The organism is Enterobacter cloacae complex sp. ECC445, assembly GCF_021892025.1.
Classification (GTDB): Bacteria; Pseudomonadota; Gammaproteobacteria; order Enterobacterales; family Enterobacteriaceae; genus Enterobacter; species Enterobacter chengduensis.
In genome coordinates this window covers 1-20,727 of the sequence record NZ_JAKLRZ010000038.1, presented here as the reverse complement: position 1 = coordinate 20,727, position 20,727 = coordinate 1, and the positions used below count along the sequence as shown (strand labels likewise).

Sequence of the window (20,727 nt, the reverse complement as noted above, 5' to 3'; positions counted from 1 at the left end):
AAAATGTAAAGATCGCCTGCCGATACCGGAGTGACTTGTAATAACTAAATATTAACTCCTGCTTAACTTTTCCGGTGAGTAAAAAGTGTGATTCAGGCACGATCCTGGAGCGTTTAGGAAAACATTCAGGTTTTATCGGGATCTTCGTAGCGCCGCTTCGCATCCAGCGCTTCCTGTTCAGTCTCATGTTCGCTGATCAGCGAGTCCGGCTTAGGGTGGTCGGCACGCAGTTGATACCAGGTCACGGTATGACCCGTCTGGCCTTTTTCAACGGTAACAATGCGCGCTTCACGCGGATAGGGAGGTCTGGTTGGCATAGCTCATCCTTTTTTTCTGTCTGAGCTATCAGTATAGACGCCGGTTAGCTGGCACAAGCCAAACGCAGGGCGGTAATAATCTGAATTACAACGTCTTCGGGAGAGGCGGACGCATCCACCACGTGGTGAGCCGCCTCGCGGTATAACGCATCGCGCTCGGCCAGCACTTCGCTCACCTCTTCGCTGAGCGGTCTGGAGGTCAGCGCAGGGCGTTGCCCCTCTTCCGGGAAGGCTTCCAGACGCCCCACCAGAGCGGATACCGGCGCGCTGAGATAAATCACAATCCCCTTTTCGCGCATAAAATGACGATTACACTCGGCGAGAACAATGCCGCCGCCGGTCGCAATCACGGCTGCAGGCGTGGTGACCGCTTTCAGCGCGGCGGTTTCGCGAGCGCGAAAGCTTTCCCATCCCTCTTGCTCAACAATCTCAGCGATGGTTTTTCCGGCCTCGGTTTGCAGCCAGTGGTCGGTATCCACAAACTGGCGATGACACACGCGTGCCAGCTCGAGGCCAACGGTGGTTTTCCCACAGCCGCGAGGGCCAACTAAAAAGATGGGTTGGGTCATAGCCAGGTGTTCCCCTTGATGCCGGATGGCTGAAGAGTGTAAAGAAATTATTGCAGAAGATGTGTCGATTACTTTACTGCAAAGCGGTACGGGATGACAACCCTGTGGAGGCCAAACTGTACCACACATTGACAATAATTATCATTACGCTGTGCGGCGCTTCACTTCCAGCAGCCATTTATCCAGTTCAGCCGCAAACTGCTGGCGATCGCGCTGGGACAGGCTGTCCGGCCCGCCGGTCTGCACGCCGCTGGCCCGCATCGTATCCATAAAGTCGCGCATAGTGAGTTTTTCCCGAATGGTAGAAGGCGAATATCGCTCACCGCGCGGGTTGAGCGCCGCCGCCCCTTTTTCCAGCACCTCTGCCGCCAGCGGGATATCCGCCGTGATCACCAGATCCTCCGCGCTGCACAGGCGAACAATTTCGTTATCCGCGACGTCAAACCCCGCCGGCACGCGCAGTGAGCGAATGAAGCGCGAAGGCGGTACGCGTATATTCTGATTCGCCACCAGCGTCAGCGGCATCTGAACGCGCTCGGCGGCGCGAAATAAAATCTCTTTAATCACATTCGGACACGCGTCCGCATCAACCCAAATCGCCATGTTGTCTCCCCATAATGACTCTGCCGACTATTGTCGCCTGCATTTCGTTGTTAAGCTATCTATCAGAGAAAACAACGCATAATGACGGAGAATCGTGATGGACAAGAAAATCGGGTTTATCGGCTGCGGTAACATGGGCAAAGCCATCCTGGGCGGCCTGATCGCCAGCGGGCAGGTGCTGCCGGGTCAGATTTGGGTCTATACCCCGTCACCGGACAAGGTCGCCGCGCTGCGCGATGAATACGGGATCAACGCCGCCGAAAGCGCGCAGGAAGTGGCCCAGGTTGCCGATATCGTCTTTGGCGCCGTCAAGCCGAACATCATGATCAAAGTGCTGAGTGATATCACCTCCAGCCTGAATAAAGAGACGCTGGTGGTGTCGATTGCCGCGGGCGTCACGCTCGATCAGCTGGCGCGCGCGCTGGGTCACGACCGTAAAATCGTCCGCGCAATGCCCAACACCCCTTCACTGGTCAACGCCGGTATGACCTCCGTCACGCCTAACGCGCTGGTGACGACTGAAGAAGTGGCTGATGTACTGAACATTTTCCGCTGCTTCGGTGAAGCTGAAGTGATTGCCGAAGCGATGATCCATCCGGTGGTCGGCGTCAGCGGTTCTGCCCCTGCGTATGTCTTCATGTTTTTAGAAGCGATGGCCGATGCCGCCGTGCTTGGCGGGATGCCGCGTGCGCAGGCGTATAAGTTCGCCGCGCAGGCCGTGATGGGCTCCGCCAAAATGGTGCTGGAAACCGGCAAACACCCGGGTGAACTGAAAGATATGGTCTGCTCCCCGGGCGGTACCACCATTGAAGCGGTGCGGGTGCTCGAAGAACGCGGGTTCCGCTCGGCCGTCATTGAAGCGATGGCAAAATGCATGGAAAAATCAGAGAAGCTGAGTAAATCCTGATGGGAAGTCGGGCGTCAGGCGGCCACTTCGGTGCGGCTGCGCCCGGCATTTTTCGCCCTGTACAGCGCCACGTCAGCCGCCTTGAGCCATTCACGATAATGCCCAAACTGCGGTCCCCAGGGGGCAACGCCCACGCTGATGCGCAGCGCCTCCTTTGGCGCGCACGGTAACGACAGGTTTTCCAGCCGCTCATGCACCCGGGACATGACGGCGATGGCGCTTTCCGCCGCGGTCTGCGACATGATCACCGCAAACTCGTCCCCACCAAACCGGCCAATCGCATCGCCTGAGCGCACCGACAGCTGGAGCTGACGCGTAATGGCGACGATCGCTTCGTCGCCCACATCGTGCCCCCAGGTATCGTTGATATTTTTAAAGTGGTCGATATCAATCAGCAAAATCGTGGCGGTGCAGTGGCTGCGCCGACAATGCTCAAATTCATTTCGCAGCAGCATTTCCCAGTGTCGGCGATTAAAGACCCCGGTCATGCCGTCGCGAGTGCTCATCATTTCCAGCCGCTGCTTATGCTCGGCAAGCCTGACGGCAGTACGGTGGCTGAGCCAGGCAAACAGCATGGGATAGAGCACGAGCACGGGAAGGGTTAAGCCCCACTCCAGGAGGTCGGGGTTGAAGACGGCCAGGCGACCAAACAGCGGCAGCATCACCAGCGCGGAAAGCAGGGTCAACGCGATCCCCGGGATAAACAGACGACAGCCGCCGGAGCCCATCATATTCATCCCTACCATCATCAACAGCGCTGCCGTGGGTAACGCGCTCATCCCCATCACGCCAATCCAGAGCCCGGCGATAATGGCATCGATTTTAAGATTGAAAATTTCCTGCTGATGCGGTGACGCGGCCCGGTAGGATAGCTGCCAGGCAAAGTGGGGCCAGACGAAGGCCCAGCCCACCAGCAAAAGCCACCAGCCTCCGGCTAAAAAATGGGTGACCAGCATCCCCGCGATCGGGAAAAACATCGCCGCCAGCCCGACGGCGCGCGCCAGCCGAACTCGCCGGGCAAACTGAATGCCGGCGCGGTGAGGGTCATCCTGAGAAAGGGTTAAATTCCACTCTTCCCGAATGCGCTTTTTGTTGTAATAGGTTTCATCATTCATCATTTTTGGGAATATTCTGAAACATTTTCCCAAATTATAGAGAGGGGGTCTGCGGGGAAAGTATGAAATTTCGGGTGAGCTGCCGAAGCCGCTCACCCGTTAGAACTACACTTTTTTCTTCAGGCAGGCACTCATGAACTTGCTGCGATCGTCCCCTTTCAGGGACTGTTCGGTGGCCTTCGCGTTACACTCGCGCATCTTTTGCTGCTGCGGCGTCAGGCTTTTTTCAGCTGGCTTCGAGGCGCCGTTTTTGAGGCAGTCGCTCATGTAGGTCTTGCGGGCGTCGCCCTTCAGGCTCTGAGACGTCGCCTGTTGATTACAGGTGGTCATACGCTGTTGTTGCGGCGTTAAGGTTTTCTCTTCAGCATTCGCCGAGGAGATGAGGAACAGGCCGGAGAGCAGAGTAACCAGTAATGTTGTTTTCATTGCACCATCCTTTTGTGAACATTCCCTGTAAGTCTGGCTCGTGACAGGAAAAAAACCACCCGGCAGATGTGATTTCCGCCGGGGTTTTATCACTTAAGCCCCAGCGCGGCCTTCATGGTATAGAACAGATCCGTTTGGTCGGTCAGGCCGACCACGTTTGCCGCATGCGGCCCGTAGGCGGCAATGCGCAGCTGGGTGCCGGTATGCTCCATGGACTCCTCTTCAGAGTTGCCGTAGCTCAACACCATAACGGCGCCGTCTTTGGTGTTCAGCGCCTGCGTCAGGCCCGGGGCTTTGGTATCTGGCGGAATAATCTGGCTGGCGTGCGCGTGGTCGGCGGTGACGATCACCAGGGTGTTGCCGTCTTTTTTCGCGAACTCCAGCGCCTTCTGCACCGCTTCGTCCAGATCGACGGTTTCACCAATCTGGCCGCACGGATTCGCCGCATGATCCTGCTTGTCGATTGACGCGCCTTCTACCTGCAGGAAGAACCCTTTTTCGCTCTTGCTCAGCAGAGAGATCGCTTTATCGGTCATCGCCGCCAGCGTCGGCACGCTGTCCGTGCGTTTCGGGTTTGGCGTACAGGTCACCGCAGGCTTATCGATATTGCCGTGATACGAGGCTTTTGGACCTTCCCAGCGCACGGGCATGTTGCCCTCAGAGAAGAGCCCCAGCAGCGGCTTGTCCTGGTTCGCATCGGTGATGGCGGCAAGAGAACTGGCGTCACTCACCAGCTGATAGCCGCGCGCCTGCGCCTGCTCGCGCAGCGTTTTGCCCTGCCACTCGCCCGCCGTCGCGGTTTCTGCAAAGGTTTTCGCCCCGCCGCCCAGGGTCACGTCAGGACGCGCATTGAGCAGCTGTTCCGTAATCGACCCTTTGCCGCCTTTTTCCAGCGCGTTGGTTGGGCATTTTTCGCTGGTCACTGACGGACCGTAGCATTTACGCGAGGTCACGTGCGCCACCAGCGCCGCGGGCGTCGCATCCTGAAGCTCAGCGGTGGAGACGTTGCCGGTCGCCAGGCCCGCCGCCTTTGCCATCTCGAGAAGGGTTTGATGATCTTTTTCGTGAATATCCACGCCCAGCGCGCCATTATAGGTTTTCACGCCCGTGGACCACGCCGTGGCAGAGGCCGCGGAGTCCGTTACGTAATCGGGTTTACCGGTTTTTTTATCCAGCGCGTAATGGGTATATTGTCCGGTCAGCGGTAATGCATCGATACCTTTAAAAAAGCCGCCCGCCCCCTCGGCGTAATTTCGCGCCGCCGTGATTTCGGAATCGCCCATTCCATCGCCAATCAGCAGAATAATATTTTTCGCCGGCTTATCATTTAGCGAAGCGCGAATAGCGGCCGTTTGATCTTCTGATAAACGGCGCGCGCCGCCGGGCTGGGTGATATCCCCTTTTGCCGCACGATTGTCCAGCACGCTGGTTTGCGTGGTGTCAGCATAAATGGCAGGGGTAATTAACAGGGGAAGTAATGCGATGAAAAGTGCGCTCTGTTTCAATTTATTTTCTCCATGTACAAATACATAAAAATAAAAACAGAGCGACTATAGGCATCCTGCATGACAATTCTATGACACGTCGTTACGTACTGTGACGGTTTAGCTGCGCGGATGCCTTAACAGCTTCTTTACATATTGCTGAAGCAGATCGGCATCCTCGGGGGGGACCTGGGTATCAGGCCGCGCTTTATCAAGGGCGCCTTCAATACTGTCAATCAGCGCCTGCTGGTCAGAGGTATCCATCCGACGTAACAGCGCGGTAACAACAATCTCCAGCGCTTCGACCTGGGCGACCAGCTCTTTTGACTCTTCTTCCTTTTGTGCAAGCTTAACCAGCAACTCAGCAATGAGATTCTTCATCGTGCTATTTCCTTATGGGGTTTTCCCTGAAATTAACACCAGGAATGCAATATGCAAAGCGGAGAAAATTATTATCTTATGCAAAAGTGAGATCGCCGCCAAATTAGGGCGCTGGCATTTTCAGCGAAACGTTTTTCTATATAAAAACGCCGCATTTTGTTATATAAAAATGCGGCTACCATAAGAATATATAATGCATCATCCCAACAATTATCTCGCCGACCCGGCCTCCGCCATTTGTCTGCGGCGACGCAGCGCAATAGCCAGCTGGATAATATTGATTAACACGACAATGGCCGTGGCCGCAAATACCCAGCGAAAGCCGGCCATTGCGGAAACGGATGCGCCAATAAGCGGGCCGGCAACATTCCCCAGATACATAAATGACTGGTTATACCCAAAAATGCGCCCCGTTACCTGGTCGCTGGAATATTTAACCAGCAGGGTCTGAACCGCAGGCAACATGGCGCCGTCAGCAAAGCCGAGCAGAAATCGCAGTACGCCAAGCTGAAGCGGAGACGTGACGAACGACATCGCGAAGAAGAGGACGACCGCAACGATCAGCGTCGCCATCAGGATGCGCGCCGTGCCGATCCTGTCCCCCAGTTTTCCCAGACGCGGCGCGGAAATCAGGGCGGATACGCCCGGCACGGCGGCAATCATGCCGCTCAGAAAAGCGATATTCGTGCTCTCCGGCTCCATCGACTTGATAAACAGCGCCAGAATCGGACCGACCGATCCGTTACAGAGCTGGATCACCATGGTGGTCACAAACAGGCTAATCATCAGCCCCGGATAAGGCAGCGAGGCGAAGACGGCCCTGCCGCTCAGGCGCTCAGCTTTGCTGATAACCGGGCGGCCTCCCTCTTTGATCAGAAAGAGCGTCACCAGAAAACTGACCACCAGCAGGATCGCGGTGATGATGAATACCGCGCGCAGCCCGACGTGGTCCGCCAGAAAGCCCCCCAGCAGCGGCCCGCCGATGACGCCGCCGATCTGCGCCGTTGAGAGCGTACTCAGCGCCCAGCCGCTGCGCTCGCGCGGCACCTGAGAGGCGATCAGCGCCATGGCATTCGGAATATACCCGGACGTCAGCCCCATCACCGCACGCAGGAAAAACAGCTGCCAGACGTTGGTGGCGAAGGCCTGCAGCAAAATGGCTATCGCCATCCCGAGCGAGGCGCGCAGCAGCATCAGCTTACGGCCTTTCCGATCCGCCAGGCTGCCCCACATGGGTGACACAATGGCGGAGACCAGAAACGTGACGCTAAACGTCAGGCCGGACCACATGGAGAGCGCTTCGTGCGAGGTGACCCCCAGCTGCGAGACGTACAGCGGCAGGAACGGCAGGATCTGGCTGATGGCCAGCCCGGTGAAGAAACAGCCGAACCAGACCGAGATGAGATTAACTTTCCAGGATTCCATAAAGAAATAGTCTTCATTTTTAGGCGAATTCGCCGACAGATTAGCAAGTTACGCGTTTTGACGTCGCACCAGAGATGCGCCCTGACTGACTTTGGTGTTTTATCTTCCCAGTCATCATATTTGTGAAACAAGTCACAATTTATCCATTTTCTGGCGGAATATTATGCTTCAGCGGCAAAGCCCGAAGCCGCGCATGCCCAAATGGAAATGGTTAGCGTGCGCCGCGTTATACTCCGGCCCCAGGCCGTTTCCGTAGTAGCCACAGCTTGCCGCCAGCATGGCCTTCAGCCAGGGCCGGGTGTTTGCCGCCTTCCAGCCGTTCAGCACCGTCACGCGCTCCCCATCTTTCAGACGAAAAGCGGCGATATCCAGCGCCTCGGCCGTGGCATGTTCGCTGCGGCGCGCGTCAGGGCGGTGGTAAATATTGCGGCAGGCAAAGCTGCCGAGGTGGTCGATACGCACGAGGTCGCTGCCGGTATAGCGTTTTGTCAGCGGTCGCGCCTGCTGGCTGATAAAGAGGGCTGAGCTTAGCGCCAGCGGACAGCTGGCAAGAAAGCTGCTGTTCAGCCCGACCGGGCCGAAGTCGCGCACGCGCACCACGTTGCTCAGCGGGCATTCACCGGCGGTGTCAGCGATCGGCTGGGTGCGGATAAGATTGCGTTGATTAGCCTGCGCAAGCAGGCTTGCGCACGCCTCAGGCGTTAAGCGCCGAAGCTTATACAGGGTGATGCGGCCTGGCGGATCGTCCAGTGCCAGCGGTGTGAAAGGGTTGTAATAGGACGGCAACCAGCGGTAGCCCGCCGCTGCAGCGGCCACAATGATAAATACGGTCAGCAGCGTTTTTCCTTTCACTCTCCCCCCTTAGCATTCCCCAAAATAGTATGGCAGAAGGCCGCGAAACCCGCCGGGCATCGTGGTATGTTATTGGCTTTTCGTCAGACTGGAAGAGAGTGAGATGGCTAAGCAGCGCGTAGGTATTGTCTTTGGGGGAAAATCAGCGGAGCACGAAGTATCATTGCAATCGGCCAAAAATATCGTTGATGCGATCGATAAAAGCCGTTTTGACGTGGTGCTGCTGGGCATTGATAAACAGGGCCAGTGGCACGTCAACGACGCCAGCCAGTATCTGCTTAACGCGCACGACCCGGCACACATCGCCCTGAATCCTTCAGAAGTGAGCGTCGCGACCGTTCCCGGCGTCGTGAAGGGGCAACTCATCGACGCCGGCAATGCGCAGGCTCTCGCTCAGATCGACGTTGTCTTCCCCATCGTTCACGGCACGCTGGGGGAAGATGGTTCCCTGCAGGGGATGCTGCGCATGGCCAACCTGCCGTTCGTCGGCTCGGACGTCCTCGGCTCTGCCGCGTGCATGGATAAAGACGTCACCAAACGCCTGCTGCGCGACGCCGGGCTGAATATTGCCCCGTTCGTAACGCTCACCCGCGCCAACCGCGACACGCACAGCTTCGCGCAGGTTAGCGGTCAACTGGGGCTGCCGCTGTTTGTGAAGCCTGCCAACCAGGGCTCCTCCGTGGGCGTCAGCAAAGTGACCAGCGAAGCAGAGTTCACCCAGGCCGTCCGCCTGGCGTTCGAATTCGACCATAAAGTGGTGGTTGAGCAGGGGATCAAGGGCCGTGAAATTGAGTGCGCCGTGCTGGGCAACGATTTTCCACAGGCGAGCACCTGCGGCGAAGTGGTGTTAAACAGCGACTTCTACTCCTACGATACCAAATACATTGATGACCAGGGCGCGCAGGTTGTCGTTCCTGCGGATCTCGATCCGGCGGTTAACGATAAGATCCGCGCGATCGCCGTTCACGCCTATCAGACGCTCGGCTGCTGCGGCATGGCGCGCGTGGACGTGTTCCTGACCCCGGAAAACGAGGTGGTGATCAACGAAATCAACACGCTGCCGGGATTCACCAACATCAGCATGTATCCGAAGCTGTGGCAGGCGAGCGGGCTGAGCTACCCGGAGCTGATCACCCGCCTGATCGAACTGGCGCTGGAGCGTCACGCCGCCGACAGCGCGCTTAAAAGTTCCGTAAACGGTTAATCGGCGCGATTCGCCGACTCCGCCTCATCCGCTGTCGTCTCTTCAGGGCGACGGCGGATAATCAACCCCGCCAGCCAGAAGCTGATTACCCAGGTCACCAGCCCGACGGCATACGTTTGCCACCCTTTTGCTTCAAACCCCAGCAGGCCCACGACACCGTTAAGAATAAAGATCAGCCCGATGGCAAAGGCGTAGTAGTGCCAGTCACGGCGTAGTTTGGACGTGAGCTTCATAACAACTCCGGCAGGAAAAAAAGACATCCTCTCACAGTTTTATGGCCAGGTCTGTGGCAGATACGGAAATTCTGAAACGCGACGTAATTTCACTTAAGTGACGAAATTGTGATGTGCTGCAGAAATCGACAATCCAGGAGGATTCCGGCGGGTAAATTACCACGATTCTGATATTGACAAATGCGATGACCTGTCAAACTCACCCTGTAAGACGCGTATTGAAACAGAGTGATATTTCGGGAGGTCATATGGCTGACTTTACATTGTCGAAACCGATTTTTGGCGGCAAACCAAAAACCTCCACGGCGGGTAATATCGCTTATGCCCTGTTTGTCCTGTTCTGCTTCTGGGCCGGCTCACAGCTGCTGAATATGCTGGTCCACGCCCCGGGCGTTTATGAACACCTGATGCAAGTGCAGGATAACGGACGCCCGCGAGTGGAGATTGGATTTGGCGTCAGTACCCTCTTCGGCCTGATTCCCTTCCTCGCGGGATGTATGGTTCTGGGCGTGGTGGCATTAGTGCTGCGCTTACGCCGTCGCCGCTAAAGCCCCATACAGCGCGCCCGGCGATCGTCCACGCGCTTTGCGAACCAGGCGGTGGTCAGGTTACGCGTGATCTTCGGGCTTTCCAGCTGAATGCCCGGCAGGATAGCCCGCGGTAACGCTTTTCCGCTTTTCTGCTCCGCCAGCGCAAACACCTTTTTGTACAGTTCCGTTTTCTCGAATGCCAGGCTGTCGCCTTTTTCAAGCTGACGGCGGATATCGCTGTTGCTCATATCAAGCGCTGTCGATAATTTCCGTACGGCCAGCTCGGTGCTTCCCGCCTCGCTGCTGCCGTAAGCAATGAGATCGCCGTCCAGCGCGAGCTTAACGCCGCTTGCGCGGCTAACCGCACTCTGGAATGCCGCATTACGGCTGGCATACCAGCCGGCGTTAAAGTCGGCAAAGCGGTACAGCGGCTCACTGTAGTTAGCCGGATAGTTCAGCAGATGATACGTGCCGAACCACAGCCCGCCGCGCAGGGAGAAGACCTCCTGGCGCACCGTACCGTCGATTTTCCACGGATAGCCGTCGGTATGCTTCTCTGCGAAAGCGATGCTCACCTGCATCGGGCCACCGGTGTGGACCGGGTTCAGGGAGCCAAACAGCTTCTGCCCCATGGGGACCATGCTGATGAAATCATCAAAGATGGCGCTGAGCTGTTTTTCGGTTTTCACCGTATCCAGCCTTTCGCTGTAGCTTTTGCCGTTCGGCGAGGTGATTTTAAGCGCGGTGTGTACCAGGAACACCGGGATATGCATGGATTCCGCGCGGCGGTCGATCTCTTTCCACGCGATTTTGTTCAGACCCGGCACGGCCGGGTCCGACTGGTACATCGACTCCTGCTGCGCCACCGCCAGCACCGAGCAGATATTCTCCTCGGTCGGGGCAATCTTCTGGCTTTCAAAGGTTTTTGCCAGCGCGTCTGCCCACGCATTGCGATCCTTCACGCTGGCGGGCATTTTCTGCCGCACAACGCTCGCCACGTCAACGGGCTTCTCCCCCTTTTTGAGCGGAGCAGCCCCTTTTTCGGCACAGCCTGCCAGCACAAGAGCGGCCAGCAGGGACAACGGTAACGCGCGCGGTACGGCAAAAGGCATAGCAACTCCCTGTATTAGCTGAATGTGTTGGTCACTTCCTGCAGGTCACGATCGTCCAGCTCACGTTCAAAACTGCGCAGACGTTTGTAGATGGACATCAGCTCCACCAGCGTGGTCCAGGAGCTGATCAGGTACTGGAACGATCCGCGAACCTGACCGAAAACGTTGGTGATCTGCGTCATCAGACCGAGCGTAATCGTACCCGCAACAATCGACGGGAACAGCAGGAACAAACCGAAAACATTATCCACCTGCAGATACAAAATACGGGCAATGTTGAAGTACATATAGTGGAAATAGAGTCGGAAGTAGTTACGACGCACGGCGCCAAACAGCTCGCGGACGGTCGGCGGCGAGGCGCGGCTGGCATCATCCTCACCGTAAACCAGCTCCTTACGGTAAGCGGCTTCGACGCGCTGGTTTTTAAACTCCAGACCCGGCAGTTTGATCCCCACCACCGCCAGCAGGCCCGTCCCCATCAGCGACCAGACGATCGCGGCAATTACCAGGCCATACGGCAGATGGCCAACAATCGGCAGATCCGGCACGTGCGCCGAGAGCGTGACCAGCACGGGCAGGAAGGCAATCAACGTCATAATGGCGTTGATAAAGCTTACGCCCATGTCCTCAAGCGTGGAGGCAAAACGCATGGTGTCTTCCTGCACACGCTGCGCGGCGCCTTCGATATGGCGCAGGTGCTGCCAGTGCGCCATGTAATGTTCGTTCATTGCGGTACGCCAGCGGAAAACGTAGTGGCTGACGAAGAAGTTGTTCATCACGCCGATGACTACCGCAATCAGGGCGATACCGAGGAAGATCCCGACCTCATGGTAAAACTGGTTGATGGTCACCTTGTGCGGCGAGCTCAGCGCGGTCTGGATCAGATCGTAGAACGGCGCATACCAGGCGTTAACCGCCACGCCCACCTCCACGAGGAACCAGGTGACAAAGACAATCAGCGACGTGCCGAGGATCGACCAGTACTGCCAGCGGTGCGGAGAATAGACAAACCAGAACAATGCAAACACCCCCACGCACACCGTGTAGTAGGCATAAAACAGCAGGTAGCTGAGCGACCAGAAGCGCGCCGCGCTAATCGGCACCTCACCTGTCGCGCCCGTGATGCGGGTCAGCCAGGCCCCGCCGCCCGCCTGCCAGAAAATGACGGCGATCAGTGCCCAAATAAATGCCGACAGGAAAAAAGGCCCCGGCTTTGGGAAAAAAGACTTAAACATAATGCTTCCTTCTTGTTGTTATGGTGGTTGCTGTGCACACCACGTTACCACACGAAAAACGCGCCTGAGCCAGCCTCCCGGCTCAGGCAAAAAAGTCAGACCCGATCGTTAATTATTAGTTCGCTTTCCAGTTTTCAAGAATTGTTTCGGTGCGTTTCACCGCAGGCCTCTCAGACAGACCGTTCTCCGTAAGATTGAGTGACACCGGTGCCTATCATAAGCCCGATGTCACAAAATGGGAGATGGCTCGCAGGTAAATTGTTCATATTTACCCATGGTTACGTTTTTCTCGCTATCGTTATGCAATTCGGGGCATTGCACGGTACCGATTAGTAGTATAAATACCCATTACTTTCTTCATTCACTTCATGGATGCTTTTCGTTGAAACGTTGTCTGCTCTCTTTTGCCGCGCTGTGTGCGGTGAGCTTCTCTACCGCCCAGGCAGCCCAACCGCTGACGGCACCCGTTTTAGCTTCAGACATTGCCGATCGCTACGCGAATCTTATCTATTACGGCAGCGGCGCGACCGGGATGGCGATGGTCGTCATCGACGGTAACCAGCGCGTGTTCCGCAGCTTTGGCGAAACGCGCCCGGGGAATAACGTTCACCCGCAGCTGGATTCCGTCATCCGCATCGCATCCTTAACCAAGCTCATGACCAGCGAAATGCTGGTGAAACTGCTCGATCAGGGCGTGGTGAAGCTCGACGATCCGCTCAGCAAATACGCGCCGCCAGGTGCCCGCGTACCCACGTATCAGGGGACCCCGATCCGGCTTGTGAACCTTGCTACCCACACCAGCGCCCTGCCGCGTGAGCAGCCAGGCGGAGCGGCGCATCGTGACGTGTTTGTCTGGCCAACGCGCGACCAGCGCTGGAGCTATCTGAGTACCGCCACGCTGAAGGCGGCCCCGGGCTCGCAGGCCTCTTATTCAAACCTGGCGTTCGACCTGCTGGCGGATGCCCTCTCAACGGCGGCTGGCAAACCGTACACGCAGCTGTTTGAAGAGCAGATCACCCGTCCGCTCGGCATGAAAGACACCACGTTTACCCCGTCCCCGGACCAGTGCCGTCGCCTGATGGTGGCGGAAAAAGGCGCCAGTCCCTGTAATAACACGCTGGCGGCCGTGGGCAGCGGCGGCGTTTACTCCACGCCTGGCGACATGATGCGCTGGATGCAGCAGTTCCTTTCCTCGGATTTCTACTCGCGCAGCAGCCAGGCCGATCGTATGCAGACCCTGATTTATCAGCGTACTCAGCTGCATCGGGTCATCGGGATGGACGTACCGGGTAAAGCCGATGCGCTCGGTATGGGCTGGGTCTATATGGCACCAAAAAATGGCCGTCCGGGTATTATTCAGAAAACCGGCGGCGGGGGCGGGTTCATCACCTATATGGCCATGATCCCGCAGTCAAACGTGGGCGCGTTTGTGGTGGTCACCCGCTCCCCGCATACGCGTTTTGTTAATATGAGTGACGGCATTAATAACCTGGTGGCTGAACTGAGCGCCAATAAAGCCCAGGTTCTCACCGCCTCAAACTGATCTCAGCATTCCGTGGGCAAGCGGTTGACGCAAAACCGTTTGCCCCGCATCTGGGCATCGTCGCAGGCCTGCTATCGTCCCCTAAACCGCCCTCTTTAATAAACACCTCGCGACGCTTTCGGGTAAACTAGCCCTCTTTGTTCCACAAACATCAGGCATACTATGACCGATTTAATTGCACGTCCCCGCCGCCTGCGCAAGTCACCCGCACTGCGCGCTATGTTTGAAGAGACAACCCTGACCTTAAACGATCTGGTGTTGCCGATTTTTGTTGAAGAAGAGATCGATGACTATAAAGCCATCGAAGCCATGCCGGGCGTCATGCGCATTCCGGAGAAATATCTGGCGCGCGAAATTGAACGCATCGCCAACGCGGGGATCCGCTCGGTGATGACCTTTGGCATCTCCCACCATACCGACGCCACCGGCAGCGACGCGTGGAAAGAAGATGGCCTCGTCGCCCGCATGTCCCGCATCTGCAAAGAGACCGTGCCGGAAATGGTCGTCATGTCAGACACCTGCTTCTGCGAATACACCTCTCACGGCCACTGCGGCGTGCTGTGCGACCACGGCGTGGATAACGATGCCACCCTGCTGAACCTTGGCAAGCAGGCCGTTGTCGCGGCCGCTGCAGGCGCTGATTTCATCGCCCCTTCTGCGGCGATGGACGGGCAGGTTCAGGCGATTCGCCAGGCGCTGGATGCGGCAGGCTTTACCGACACCGCCATCATGTCCTACTCCACCAAATTTGCCTCTTCGTTCTACGGTCCGTTCCGTGAAGCGGCCGGTACGGCGCTGAAAGGCGATCGCAAAACCTATCAGATGAACCCGCTGAATCGCCGCGAAGCGATTCGTGAATCCCTGCTTGATGAAGCCCAGGGCGCGGACTGCCTGATGGTGAAACCGGCTGGGGCATATCTCGATATCCTGCGCGACATCCGCGAGCGCACCGAGCTGCCGCTGGGCGCTTACCAGGTGAGCGGCGAGTACGCGATGATCAAATTCGCCGCGCTGGCGGGAGCGATTGACGAAGAGAAAGTGATCCTTGAAAGCCTGGGTGCGATCAAACGCGCGGGCGCGGATCTGATCTTCAGCTACTTCGCGCTGGATCTGGCCGAGAAAAAAATCCTCCGCTAATCTTCACCAAACTGCAATACAACCGACATCTGCTCCTTCTACTGTCTTCGCAAGACGGCAGGAGGAGTAACCATGTTTAGCCTCGATAGCGTTCTCGACGATCTTTGGCCTCAGGCGAGGCCTGCACCCTGGCAAAAAAGTCTGTTAAAAAGACTGTTCTACGAAGACGAATTTCAGCAGTTTGCCGCAGCTCACCGCCACCTGAAAGGACTGGATATGGTGGAGCAAGTTCTGGAACACCTTGATATTCTCTGCACCGTTTCCGCCCGCGATCTCGAACAAATCCCCGAACATGGCCCTCTGGTCATTATTGCCAACCACCCGACGGGCACCCTGGACGGGCTGGCGCTGATGTACGCCGTCTCCCGCGTGCGTCGCGACGTGAAGGTCGTGACCAACCGGATGCTGACCCACCTTGAGCCCCTCAGTTCGCTGTTTATTCCGGTGGACAATATGGGCGGCAGGACGGCGAAATCGTCGCTGGTGCAGATGGAGCAGCACCTGCAAAACGCGGGCGTGCTGATCTTCTTCCCGGCAGGCGAAGTGTCCCGCCCCACGCGCAAAGGCATTCGCGATAAAAAATGGCACTCTGGCTTTATCAAGCTCGCCGGCAAGCTGCGCGTACCGCTGCTGCCGGTGCATATTCAGGCGCACAACAGCCTGCTCTTTTATGCCAGCACGCTGGTGTCGCCAACGCTGTCGATGCTGCTGCTCATGCAGCAGATGTTCCGCCGCCGCCACAGCCAGCTGCCGATAAAAATCGGCCAGCAGATCGCCTGGCATCACTGGCACAGCGCCACCCTTTCGTCGCGTGAGATGGCCGAGCAGTGCCGTCAGCACGTGATGCGTCTTGGCAAGGGAGTGCCTGGCGTCTTTAAAACCCAGTGCGCTATTGCCCGCCCGGAAGACCGGGCCACCCTGAAACGCGCGCTGGCGCAGGCCGAATGCCTGGGCAACACCAGCGACGGTAAAATCATCTACCTGTGGCAGCGCAACGGTCAGGAAGAGGCTCCGCTGCTGCGCGAGCTGGGCCGCCTGCGCGAAATTGCGTTTCGCGCAGTCGAAGAAGGGAGCGGCAAGCGCCGGGACACCGACCGTTACGATGACGATTATCTGCACCTGATCCTGTGGGATGATGAGGATCTGGAGATCGTCGGGGCGTATCGCTTTATGCCCACCGCAAAGCAGGTTGAGCGTTGCGGGCTGGACGGGTTATACAGCTACAGCCTGTTCCACTACGACGACAAAATGCAGGACGTGCTGGAGCACGGCATTGAGCTGGGGCGCAGCTTTATTCAGCCGCGCTACTGGGGGCGTCGGGGTCTGGATTATCTCTGGTCAGGCATTGGGGCCTATCTGGCGCGTTATCCGCACTATCGCTACCTGTTTGGCCCGGTGTCCATTTCCGGCGGCTTACCGCCTGCGGCGCGGGATCTGCTGGTCGCCTTTTACCGCCTGTGGTTCCCCGCGACCCACCCGCTCGCCGCGTCACGCCAGCCCTATCCCGCCTCGCTGCCGGACGTGCTCGCGCAGTTCGGCGGCGTGGATTACGTGGACGATCTGACGAAGCTCAAATCCCTGCTCGGCAACCTGGGCTGCGGCATTCCGCCGCTCTACAAGCAGTATTCGGAGCTATGTGAACCCGGCGGCGTGCAGTTTATCGATTTTGGCAGCGACCCGGCGTTCAACAACTGCGTTGACGGGCTGGTGCTGGTGGATTTGTGTTACCTGAAGGCGAACCGCTATCAGCGGTATATAGAGGCACATTTAATACCCTCACCCCAGTGAAAACCGCACCGGGCAGTCCCCTCGCCCCTTTGGGGAGAGGGTTAGGGTGAGGGGATCAAGGCGCACGGTAAAACGGCTTATCCCCCAAAATCGTCGCCCGCTGCATAATCCGGCGCTGCGGCAGATAGTCCGCGTTGGCATAGTGCTGCGTCACGCGGTTATCCCAGATCGCGAGATCGTTCTCCTGCCAGCGCCAGCGCACCTGGAACTCCGGTTTGGTAATGTGCGCAAACAGGAAGCGTAACAGCGCCTCGCTCTCTTTTTCCGTCACGTCCACAATGCGCGTGGTAAACCCTTCGTTCACGAACAGCGCCTGCTTGCCCGTGACCGGATGGGTCCGCACCACCGGGTGCAGCAGCGGCGGATGCTGCGCGACCGCCTCCTGCCAGCGCTGGTGTTCCTCTTCACTCTTACGGTACTTGTATTCCTGGAACGATTTTTTGAAGTCATGCTCCGCCCGTAGCCCGCTCAGCAGCGTCCGGAACGGCGCGGAAAGCGCCTCGTATGCCGCAATCCCGCTGGCCCACAGCGTATCGCCGCCGGTTTCCGGCAGCAGCTTCGCCGCCAGAATGGCCCCGGCGGGCGGCGTCTCGATAAAGGTCACGTCGGTATGCCAGTTATCGTTATCCGGCGGGTTATCGTTGTGGGTGTCCAGAACGATAATCTCCTCTACCCCTTCCGCGTGCGGATAGACCGGATGAATATGCAGATCGCCAAAGCGCAGGGCCAGCGCGCGTTGCTGCTGCGGGGCGATCGCCTGCTCGCGCAGGAACACCACCTGATGGCGCAGCACCGCGTGGTACAGCTGCTCGAACTGGTTATCGCTCAGCGGACGGGCCACGTCCAGGCCCGACACCTGCGCGCCAATGTGCGGCCCCAGCGGGGTAATAGTCAGACGTTCACTCATTGTATTTCTCCATGCCAGGGCGTCAGGCGGCGCTGTAACGCGCGCAGCCCCAGCTCTAATCCAAAGGCAATCGCGGCGATCGCCGCGATCCCTGCCAGCACCACGTCAGTCGCCAGGAACTCTCCCGCCGACTGCACCATAAACCCGAGGCCGCGCGTGGCCGCAATCAGCTCTGCCGCCACCAGCGTGGACCAGCCCACGCCGAGGCCGATGCGCAGCCCGGTTAAAATCTCCGGCAGCGCGCCCGGTAAAATCACGAACAGCAGCACCTGCGTCCGGCTTGCCCCCAGCGACTGCGCCGCGCGGATCCGCACCTGCTGAGCGCTCTTTACGCCCGCCAGCGCCGACATGGCAACCGGGGCGAAAATCGCCAGATAGATCAGCAGGATTTTTGACGTTTCACCGATGCCGAACCAGATCACCATCAGCGGCAGATAGGCCAGCGGCGGCACCGGGCGGTAAAGCTCAATCAGCGGGTCGAGAATGCCGCGCACCGTCGGGCTCAGCCCCATCGCAATCCCCACGGGAATGCCGATAATCACCGCCGCCAGCAGCGCCACCAGGATACGCGTCAGGCTTGCGCCGAGATGCTGCCAGAGCGTGGCGTCCATAAAGCCCTGCGGCCCGGCGATGGTGATGAGTTTGCTCAGCACCTGCCCCGGCGGCGGCAGAAACAGCGGGCTGATCCACTGCTGGGCAGCAACCGCCCACCACACCGCGAGCAGCACCAGCAGCGTACCAACGCTCAGGGTGATTTGGCGCGAGAACGGCCAGCGCGGCGCCAGACGCGTGCGGCGCGTTTTTTCACTGAAGACGATGCTCATGAGAAGGCCTCCCGCTGTTCAAACACGCGGCTTAAGACGTATTCACGCTGTTCGATAAACCGCGGATCGGACTTGATGCTGCGCACCGCTTCCCCCGCGACGTAGCGGCGGGCGAAATCCAGCGGCAAGCGCTCCAGCACGCGGCCCGGCCCCGGCGAGAGCAGCACCAGCTCGGTGGCCATAAACACCGCCTCTTCGATATCGTGGGTAATCAGCAGCACCTGCTTGCCCGTCTCATGCCACAGGCGCAGCAGCAGGGTTTGCATCTGCTCGCGGGTGAAGGCATCCAGCGCCCCGAACGGCTCGTCCAGCAGCAACAGCTGCGGATTGGCGGCCAGCGCGCGGGCAATCCCGACGCGCTGCCGCTGGCCGCCGGAAAGCTGCCAGATAAAGCGTTTTTCCGCCCCTTCGAGGCCCACTTTTTTCAGCATCTGACGCGCCGTTTCCAGCCGCTGATCGCGACCGATGCCCGCAAGCTGTAGCCCAAACGCCACGTTCTCCTGCACGTTACGCCAGGGAAGCAACCCTTCGTTCTGAAAAACCACGCCGCGCTCGGCGCCCGGACCTTCCACCTTTTTGCCTTCCAGCTGAATGGTGCCATGCTGATAAGGAACAAACCCGGCGATCAGATTCAGCAGCGTGGTTTTTCCGCATCCGGACGGGCCGAGCACCACCAGCAGTTCGCCGCTGTCCAGCGTCAGGTTGACGTCCTCCAGCGCCGGTTTCCCGCCGTAATCGGCGTACAGGTTCGTAATATTCAGCATGGCGAGCTCCTTATTTCACAAAACGATCGGTCACGTACTGGCTGTAATCCGCCGCCACCGCGGGCACTTTGCCCTGCTCTTTCAGGAAGGTGGCGGTATCGACAATCGCTTTGTTTACCGGCCCGGTCAGCTGCTGCACCTGCTGCGCGGGGGTCAGATAGGTGTTGCCTTTCACCAGCCCCGGCACGTCCGCTTCCGGCACGCCGCTCAGGCGGGAGAGTTTTTCCAGGTTGGCGGGCTGCTTGAGCCACTCATCCGGGTTACTGATGTACGGCTGCTGGGCGTCAATCGCGCTTTTCGCGAAGGCTTTCACCACCTCAGGATGCTTCTCGGCAAAGTCTTTGCGCACCACCCACACGTCGAGCGTTGGCGCGCCCCACTGGCCCACCTTTTCGGAATCGGTCAGCACGGTGCCGTCTTTTTCCAGCTCGTTCACCGCCGGTGCCCAGACGTAAGCCCCGTCAATATCGCCGCGCTGCCAGGCCGCGATAATTGCCGGCGGCTGCAGGTTGATAATTTGTACCTGGCCCGGCTTGATGCCCCAGTGCTTAAGCGCCGCCAGCAGGCTGTAGTGGGTGGTGGAGATAAACGGCACGGCGATGCGCTTGCCGATAAGATCTTCCGGTTTAGTGATGTTTTTCTTCACCACCAGCGCTTCAGAGTTCCCGAGCTGCGAGGCGAGCAGGAAAACCTCAATCGGCACCTGCTGGCTGGCCGCAACCGCCAGCGGGCTGGATCCGATATTGCCGATCTGCACGTCGCCGGAGGCTAACGCGCGCACGACGGACGCGCCGCTGTCGAACTTGCGCCAGTCGACGTTCGCGCCGCTCGCTTTGGCAAAGGTGTTATCCGCCTGCGCGACTTTCGCCGGTTCTGCGGAGGTTTGATACGCGACGGTGACGTCCACCGCCTGCGCCTGAAATGCCCACAGCGCCAGCGCGCCGAGAAGTGTGATTCGCGATGAAATAGCCATAGTGCCTGCTCCCCTGTTGTTATGAGGGCAGTATTTCCAACGCGGGAATTTTGATAAAGGAATAAAAACGCATCGCTCATAACGATTCGTTTTTAGATAAAAAGCGGGAAAGGATAGTCGGTTTTGTGCGGTTCATTTTCCCTCTCCCCGTGGGGTGAGGAATCCCCAGTAATTTTATACCTGAGGCGATGCATGTGACTTCAGGAAGCGGCGATTAACCGCCGGGAGCCCGGCCATGTCCTTACAGAGTAGCAAGGAACATAAAGTGAACGAAATGACCACTTCAGCCGTATGCTCCCCCTCACCCCAGCCCTCTCCCTCTGTACGGTCCGGGGACATGGTAGACAGGTGTTCGGGGACATGGTGAACACTTTTTAACATCCTTTACCCATGGTGAT

At 58.2% G+C, this 20,727-nt stretch carries 22 protein-coding genes; 6 read left to right on the top strand and 16 right to left on the bottom strand.

The genetic code is table 11. The features are described from left to right. Positions 1 to 125: 125 nt before the first annotated feature. The 3 genes from yaiA to L6R44_RS22405 all read right to left on the bottom strand — a co-directional run bounded on the left by yaiA (position 126) and on the right by L6R44_RS22405 (position 1,489). Entirely contained in the window at positions 126 to 317 is a 192-nt protein-coding gene (gene yaiA, locus L6R44_RS22415; RefSeq protein WP_032638425.1) for a protein YaiA, read from the bottom strand. Positions 318 to 361: 44 nt separating this feature from the next. Further along, positions 362 to 886, bottom strand: a complete 525-nt coding sequence (gene aroL / locus L6R44_RS22410) for a shikimate kinase AroL (protein WP_045328297.1) — start codon at positions 884 to 886, stop codon at positions 362 to 364. Positions 887 to 1,030: 144 nt separating this feature from the next. After that, positions 1,031 to 1,489, bottom strand: a complete 459-nt coding sequence (locus L6R44_RS22405; protein ID WP_010428006.1) for a YaiI/YqxD family protein — start codon at positions 1,487 to 1,489, stop codon at positions 1,031 to 1,033. A 97-nt stretch (positions 1,490 to 1,586) separates the two neighbouring features. On the opposite strand from L6R44_RS22405, the gene proC reads away from it, so the two are divergent. Continuing rightward, positions 1,587 to 2,396: a pyrroline-5-carboxylate reductase gene (gene proC / locus L6R44_RS22400; RefSeq protein ID WP_032638420.1), complete on the top strand. Its 810-nt coding sequence runs from the start codon at positions 1,587 to 1,589 to the stop codon at positions 2,394 to 2,396. A 14-nt stretch (positions 2,397 to 2,410) separates the two neighbouring features. Here proC and adrA read toward each other — a convergent pair whose 3' ends face one another. From adrA to L6R44_RS22370, 6 genes are all read right to left on the bottom strand, one after another. Then, positions 2,411 to 3,514, bottom strand: coding sequence for a diguanylate cyclase AdrA (gene adrA, locus L6R44_RS22395; RefSeq protein WP_237425460.1), 1,104 nt, complete (start codon positions 3,512 to 3,514; stop codon positions 2,411 to 2,413). A gap of 102 nt (positions 3,515 to 3,616) precedes the next feature. Next, on the bottom strand, positions 3,617 to 3,937 hold the full coding sequence (gene psiF, locus L6R44_RS22390) for a phosphate starvation-inducible protein PsiF (protein WP_032638416.1): 321 nt from the start codon (positions 3,935 to 3,937) through the stop codon (positions 3,617 to 3,619). An 89-nt stretch (positions 3,938 to 4,026) separates the two neighbouring features. Next, positions 4,027 to 5,442: an alkaline phosphatase gene (phoA, locus tag L6R44_RS22385; protein WP_032638413.1), complete on the bottom strand. Its 1,416-nt coding sequence runs from the start codon at positions 5,440 to 5,442 to the stop codon at positions 4,027 to 4,029. A gap of 99 nt (positions 5,443 to 5,541) precedes the next feature. Continuing rightward, positions 5,542 to 5,802, bottom strand: a complete 261-nt coding sequence (iraP, locus tag L6R44_RS22380; RefSeq protein WP_032638411.1) for an anti-adapter protein IraP — start codon at positions 5,800 to 5,802, stop codon at positions 5,542 to 5,544. 210 nt (positions 5,803 to 6,012) lie between these two features. Further along, complete coding sequence (locus L6R44_RS22375) at positions 6,013 to 7,227, bottom strand: multidrug efflux MFS transporter (protein WP_237425459.1); 1,215 nt, start codon at positions 7,225 to 7,227, stop codon at positions 6,013 to 6,015. 168 nt (positions 7,228 to 7,395) lie between these two features. Next, positions 7,396 to 8,079, bottom strand: coding sequence for an extensin-like domain-containing protein (locus L6R44_RS22370; RefSeq protein WP_237425458.1), 684 nt, complete (start codon positions 8,077 to 8,079; stop codon positions 7,396 to 7,398). A 103-nt stretch (positions 8,080 to 8,182) separates the two neighbouring features. Here L6R44_RS22370 and ddlA point away from each other — a divergent pair, with 103 nt between their 5' ends. Beyond that, on the top strand, positions 8,183 to 9,283 hold the full coding sequence (gene ddlA / locus L6R44_RS22365) for a D-alanine--D-alanine ligase (RefSeq protein WP_237425457.1): 1,101 nt from the start codon (positions 8,183 to 8,185) through the stop codon (positions 9,281 to 9,283). Here ddlA and L6R44_RS22360 read toward each other — a convergent pair. Next, positions 9,280 to 9,516: a DUF2754 domain-containing protein gene (locus L6R44_RS22360; RefSeq protein WP_032638404.1), complete on the bottom strand. Its 237-nt coding sequence runs from the start codon at positions 9,514 to 9,516 to the stop codon at positions 9,280 to 9,282. The genes ddlA and L6R44_RS22360 overlap by 4 nt on opposite strands. A 248-nt stretch (positions 9,517 to 9,764) precedes the next feature. Between L6R44_RS22360 and L6R44_RS22355 the strand changes: the two genes are divergently transcribed. Then, positions 9,765 to 10,064 carry a DUF2755 family protein gene (locus L6R44_RS22355; protein WP_032638402.1) on the top strand — a complete coding sequence of 100 codons (300 nt, stop codon included), beginning with the start codon at positions 9,765 to 9,767 and terminating at the stop codon, positions 10,062 to 10,064. Here the strand turns inward: L6R44_RS22355 and L6R44_RS22350 are convergent. Together L6R44_RS22350 and sbmA are read right to left on the bottom strand one after the other, a co-directional pair. After that, complete coding sequence (locus L6R44_RS22350) at positions 10,061 to 11,158, bottom strand: DUF1615 domain-containing protein (protein ID WP_237425456.1); 1,098 nt, start codon at positions 11,156 to 11,158, stop codon at positions 10,061 to 10,063. The two genes, L6R44_RS22355 and L6R44_RS22350, sit on opposite strands and share 4 nt — an antisense overlap. A gap of 14 nt (positions 11,159 to 11,172) precedes the next feature. Then, positions 11,173 to 12,393, bottom strand: coding sequence for a peptide antibiotic transporter SbmA (gene sbmA / locus L6R44_RS22345; RefSeq protein WP_237425455.1), 1,221 nt, complete (start codon positions 12,391 to 12,393; stop codon positions 11,173 to 11,175). Between the two features lie 382 nt (positions 12,394 to 12,775). Here sbmA and ampH point away from each other — a divergent pair, with 382 nt between their 5' ends. The 3 genes from ampH to L6R44_RS22330 all read left to right on the top strand — a co-directional run bounded on the left by ampH (position 12,776) and on the right by L6R44_RS22330 (position 16,861). Then, a complete protein-coding gene (gene ampH / locus L6R44_RS22340) occupies positions 12,776 to 13,936 on the top strand; it encodes a D-alanyl-D-alanine-carboxypeptidase/endopeptidase AmpH (protein ID WP_237425454.1) in 1,161 nt (386 codons plus the stop codon). Positions 13,937 to 14,098: 162 nt separating this feature from the next. Beyond that, positions 14,099 to 15,073: a porphobilinogen synthase gene (gene hemB / locus L6R44_RS22335; protein WP_021241687.1), complete on the top strand. Its 975-nt coding sequence runs from the start codon at positions 14,099 to 14,101 to the stop codon at positions 15,071 to 15,073. Positions 15,074 to 15,145: 72 nt separating this feature from the next. Beyond that, positions 15,146 to 16,861 (top strand): lysophospholipid acyltransferase family protein, encoded by a 1,716-nt coding sequence (locus tag L6R44_RS22330; protein ID WP_237425453.1) that lies wholly within the window; start codon positions 15,146 to 15,148, stop codon positions 16,859 to 16,861. 55 nt (positions 16,862 to 16,916) lie between these two features. Here L6R44_RS22330 and tauD read toward each other — a convergent pair whose 3' ends face one another. From tauD to tauA, 4 genes are read right to left on the bottom strand one after another with little or no spacing between them, the layout of a single operon-like run. Then, positions 16,917 to 17,768 carry a taurine dioxygenase gene (tauD, locus tag L6R44_RS22325; protein WP_237425452.1) on the bottom strand — a complete coding sequence of 284 codons (852 nt, stop codon included), beginning with the start codon at positions 17,766 to 17,768 and terminating at the stop codon, positions 16,917 to 16,919. Beyond that, complete coding sequence (gene tauC / locus L6R44_RS22320; protein ID WP_237425451.1) at positions 17,765 to 18,592, bottom strand: taurine ABC transporter permease TauC; 828 nt, start codon at positions 18,590 to 18,592, stop codon at positions 17,765 to 17,767. The genes tauD and tauC overlap by 4 nt, the downstream gene beginning before the upstream one ends. Next, positions 18,589 to 19,356 (bottom strand): taurine ABC transporter ATP-binding subunit, encoded by a 768-nt coding sequence (gene tauB / locus L6R44_RS22315; RefSeq protein WP_237425450.1) that lies wholly within the window; start codon positions 19,354 to 19,356, stop codon positions 18,589 to 18,591. Before tauB ends, tauC begins: the two co-directional genes overlap by 4 nt. A 10-nt stretch (positions 19,357 to 19,366) precedes the next feature. Then, positions 19,367 to 20,329, bottom strand: a complete 963-nt coding sequence (gene tauA, locus L6R44_RS22310) for a taurine ABC transporter substrate-binding protein (protein ID WP_237425449.1) — start codon at positions 20,327 to 20,329, stop codon at positions 19,367 to 19,369. Positions 20,330 to 20,727: the final 398 nt, after the last annotated feature.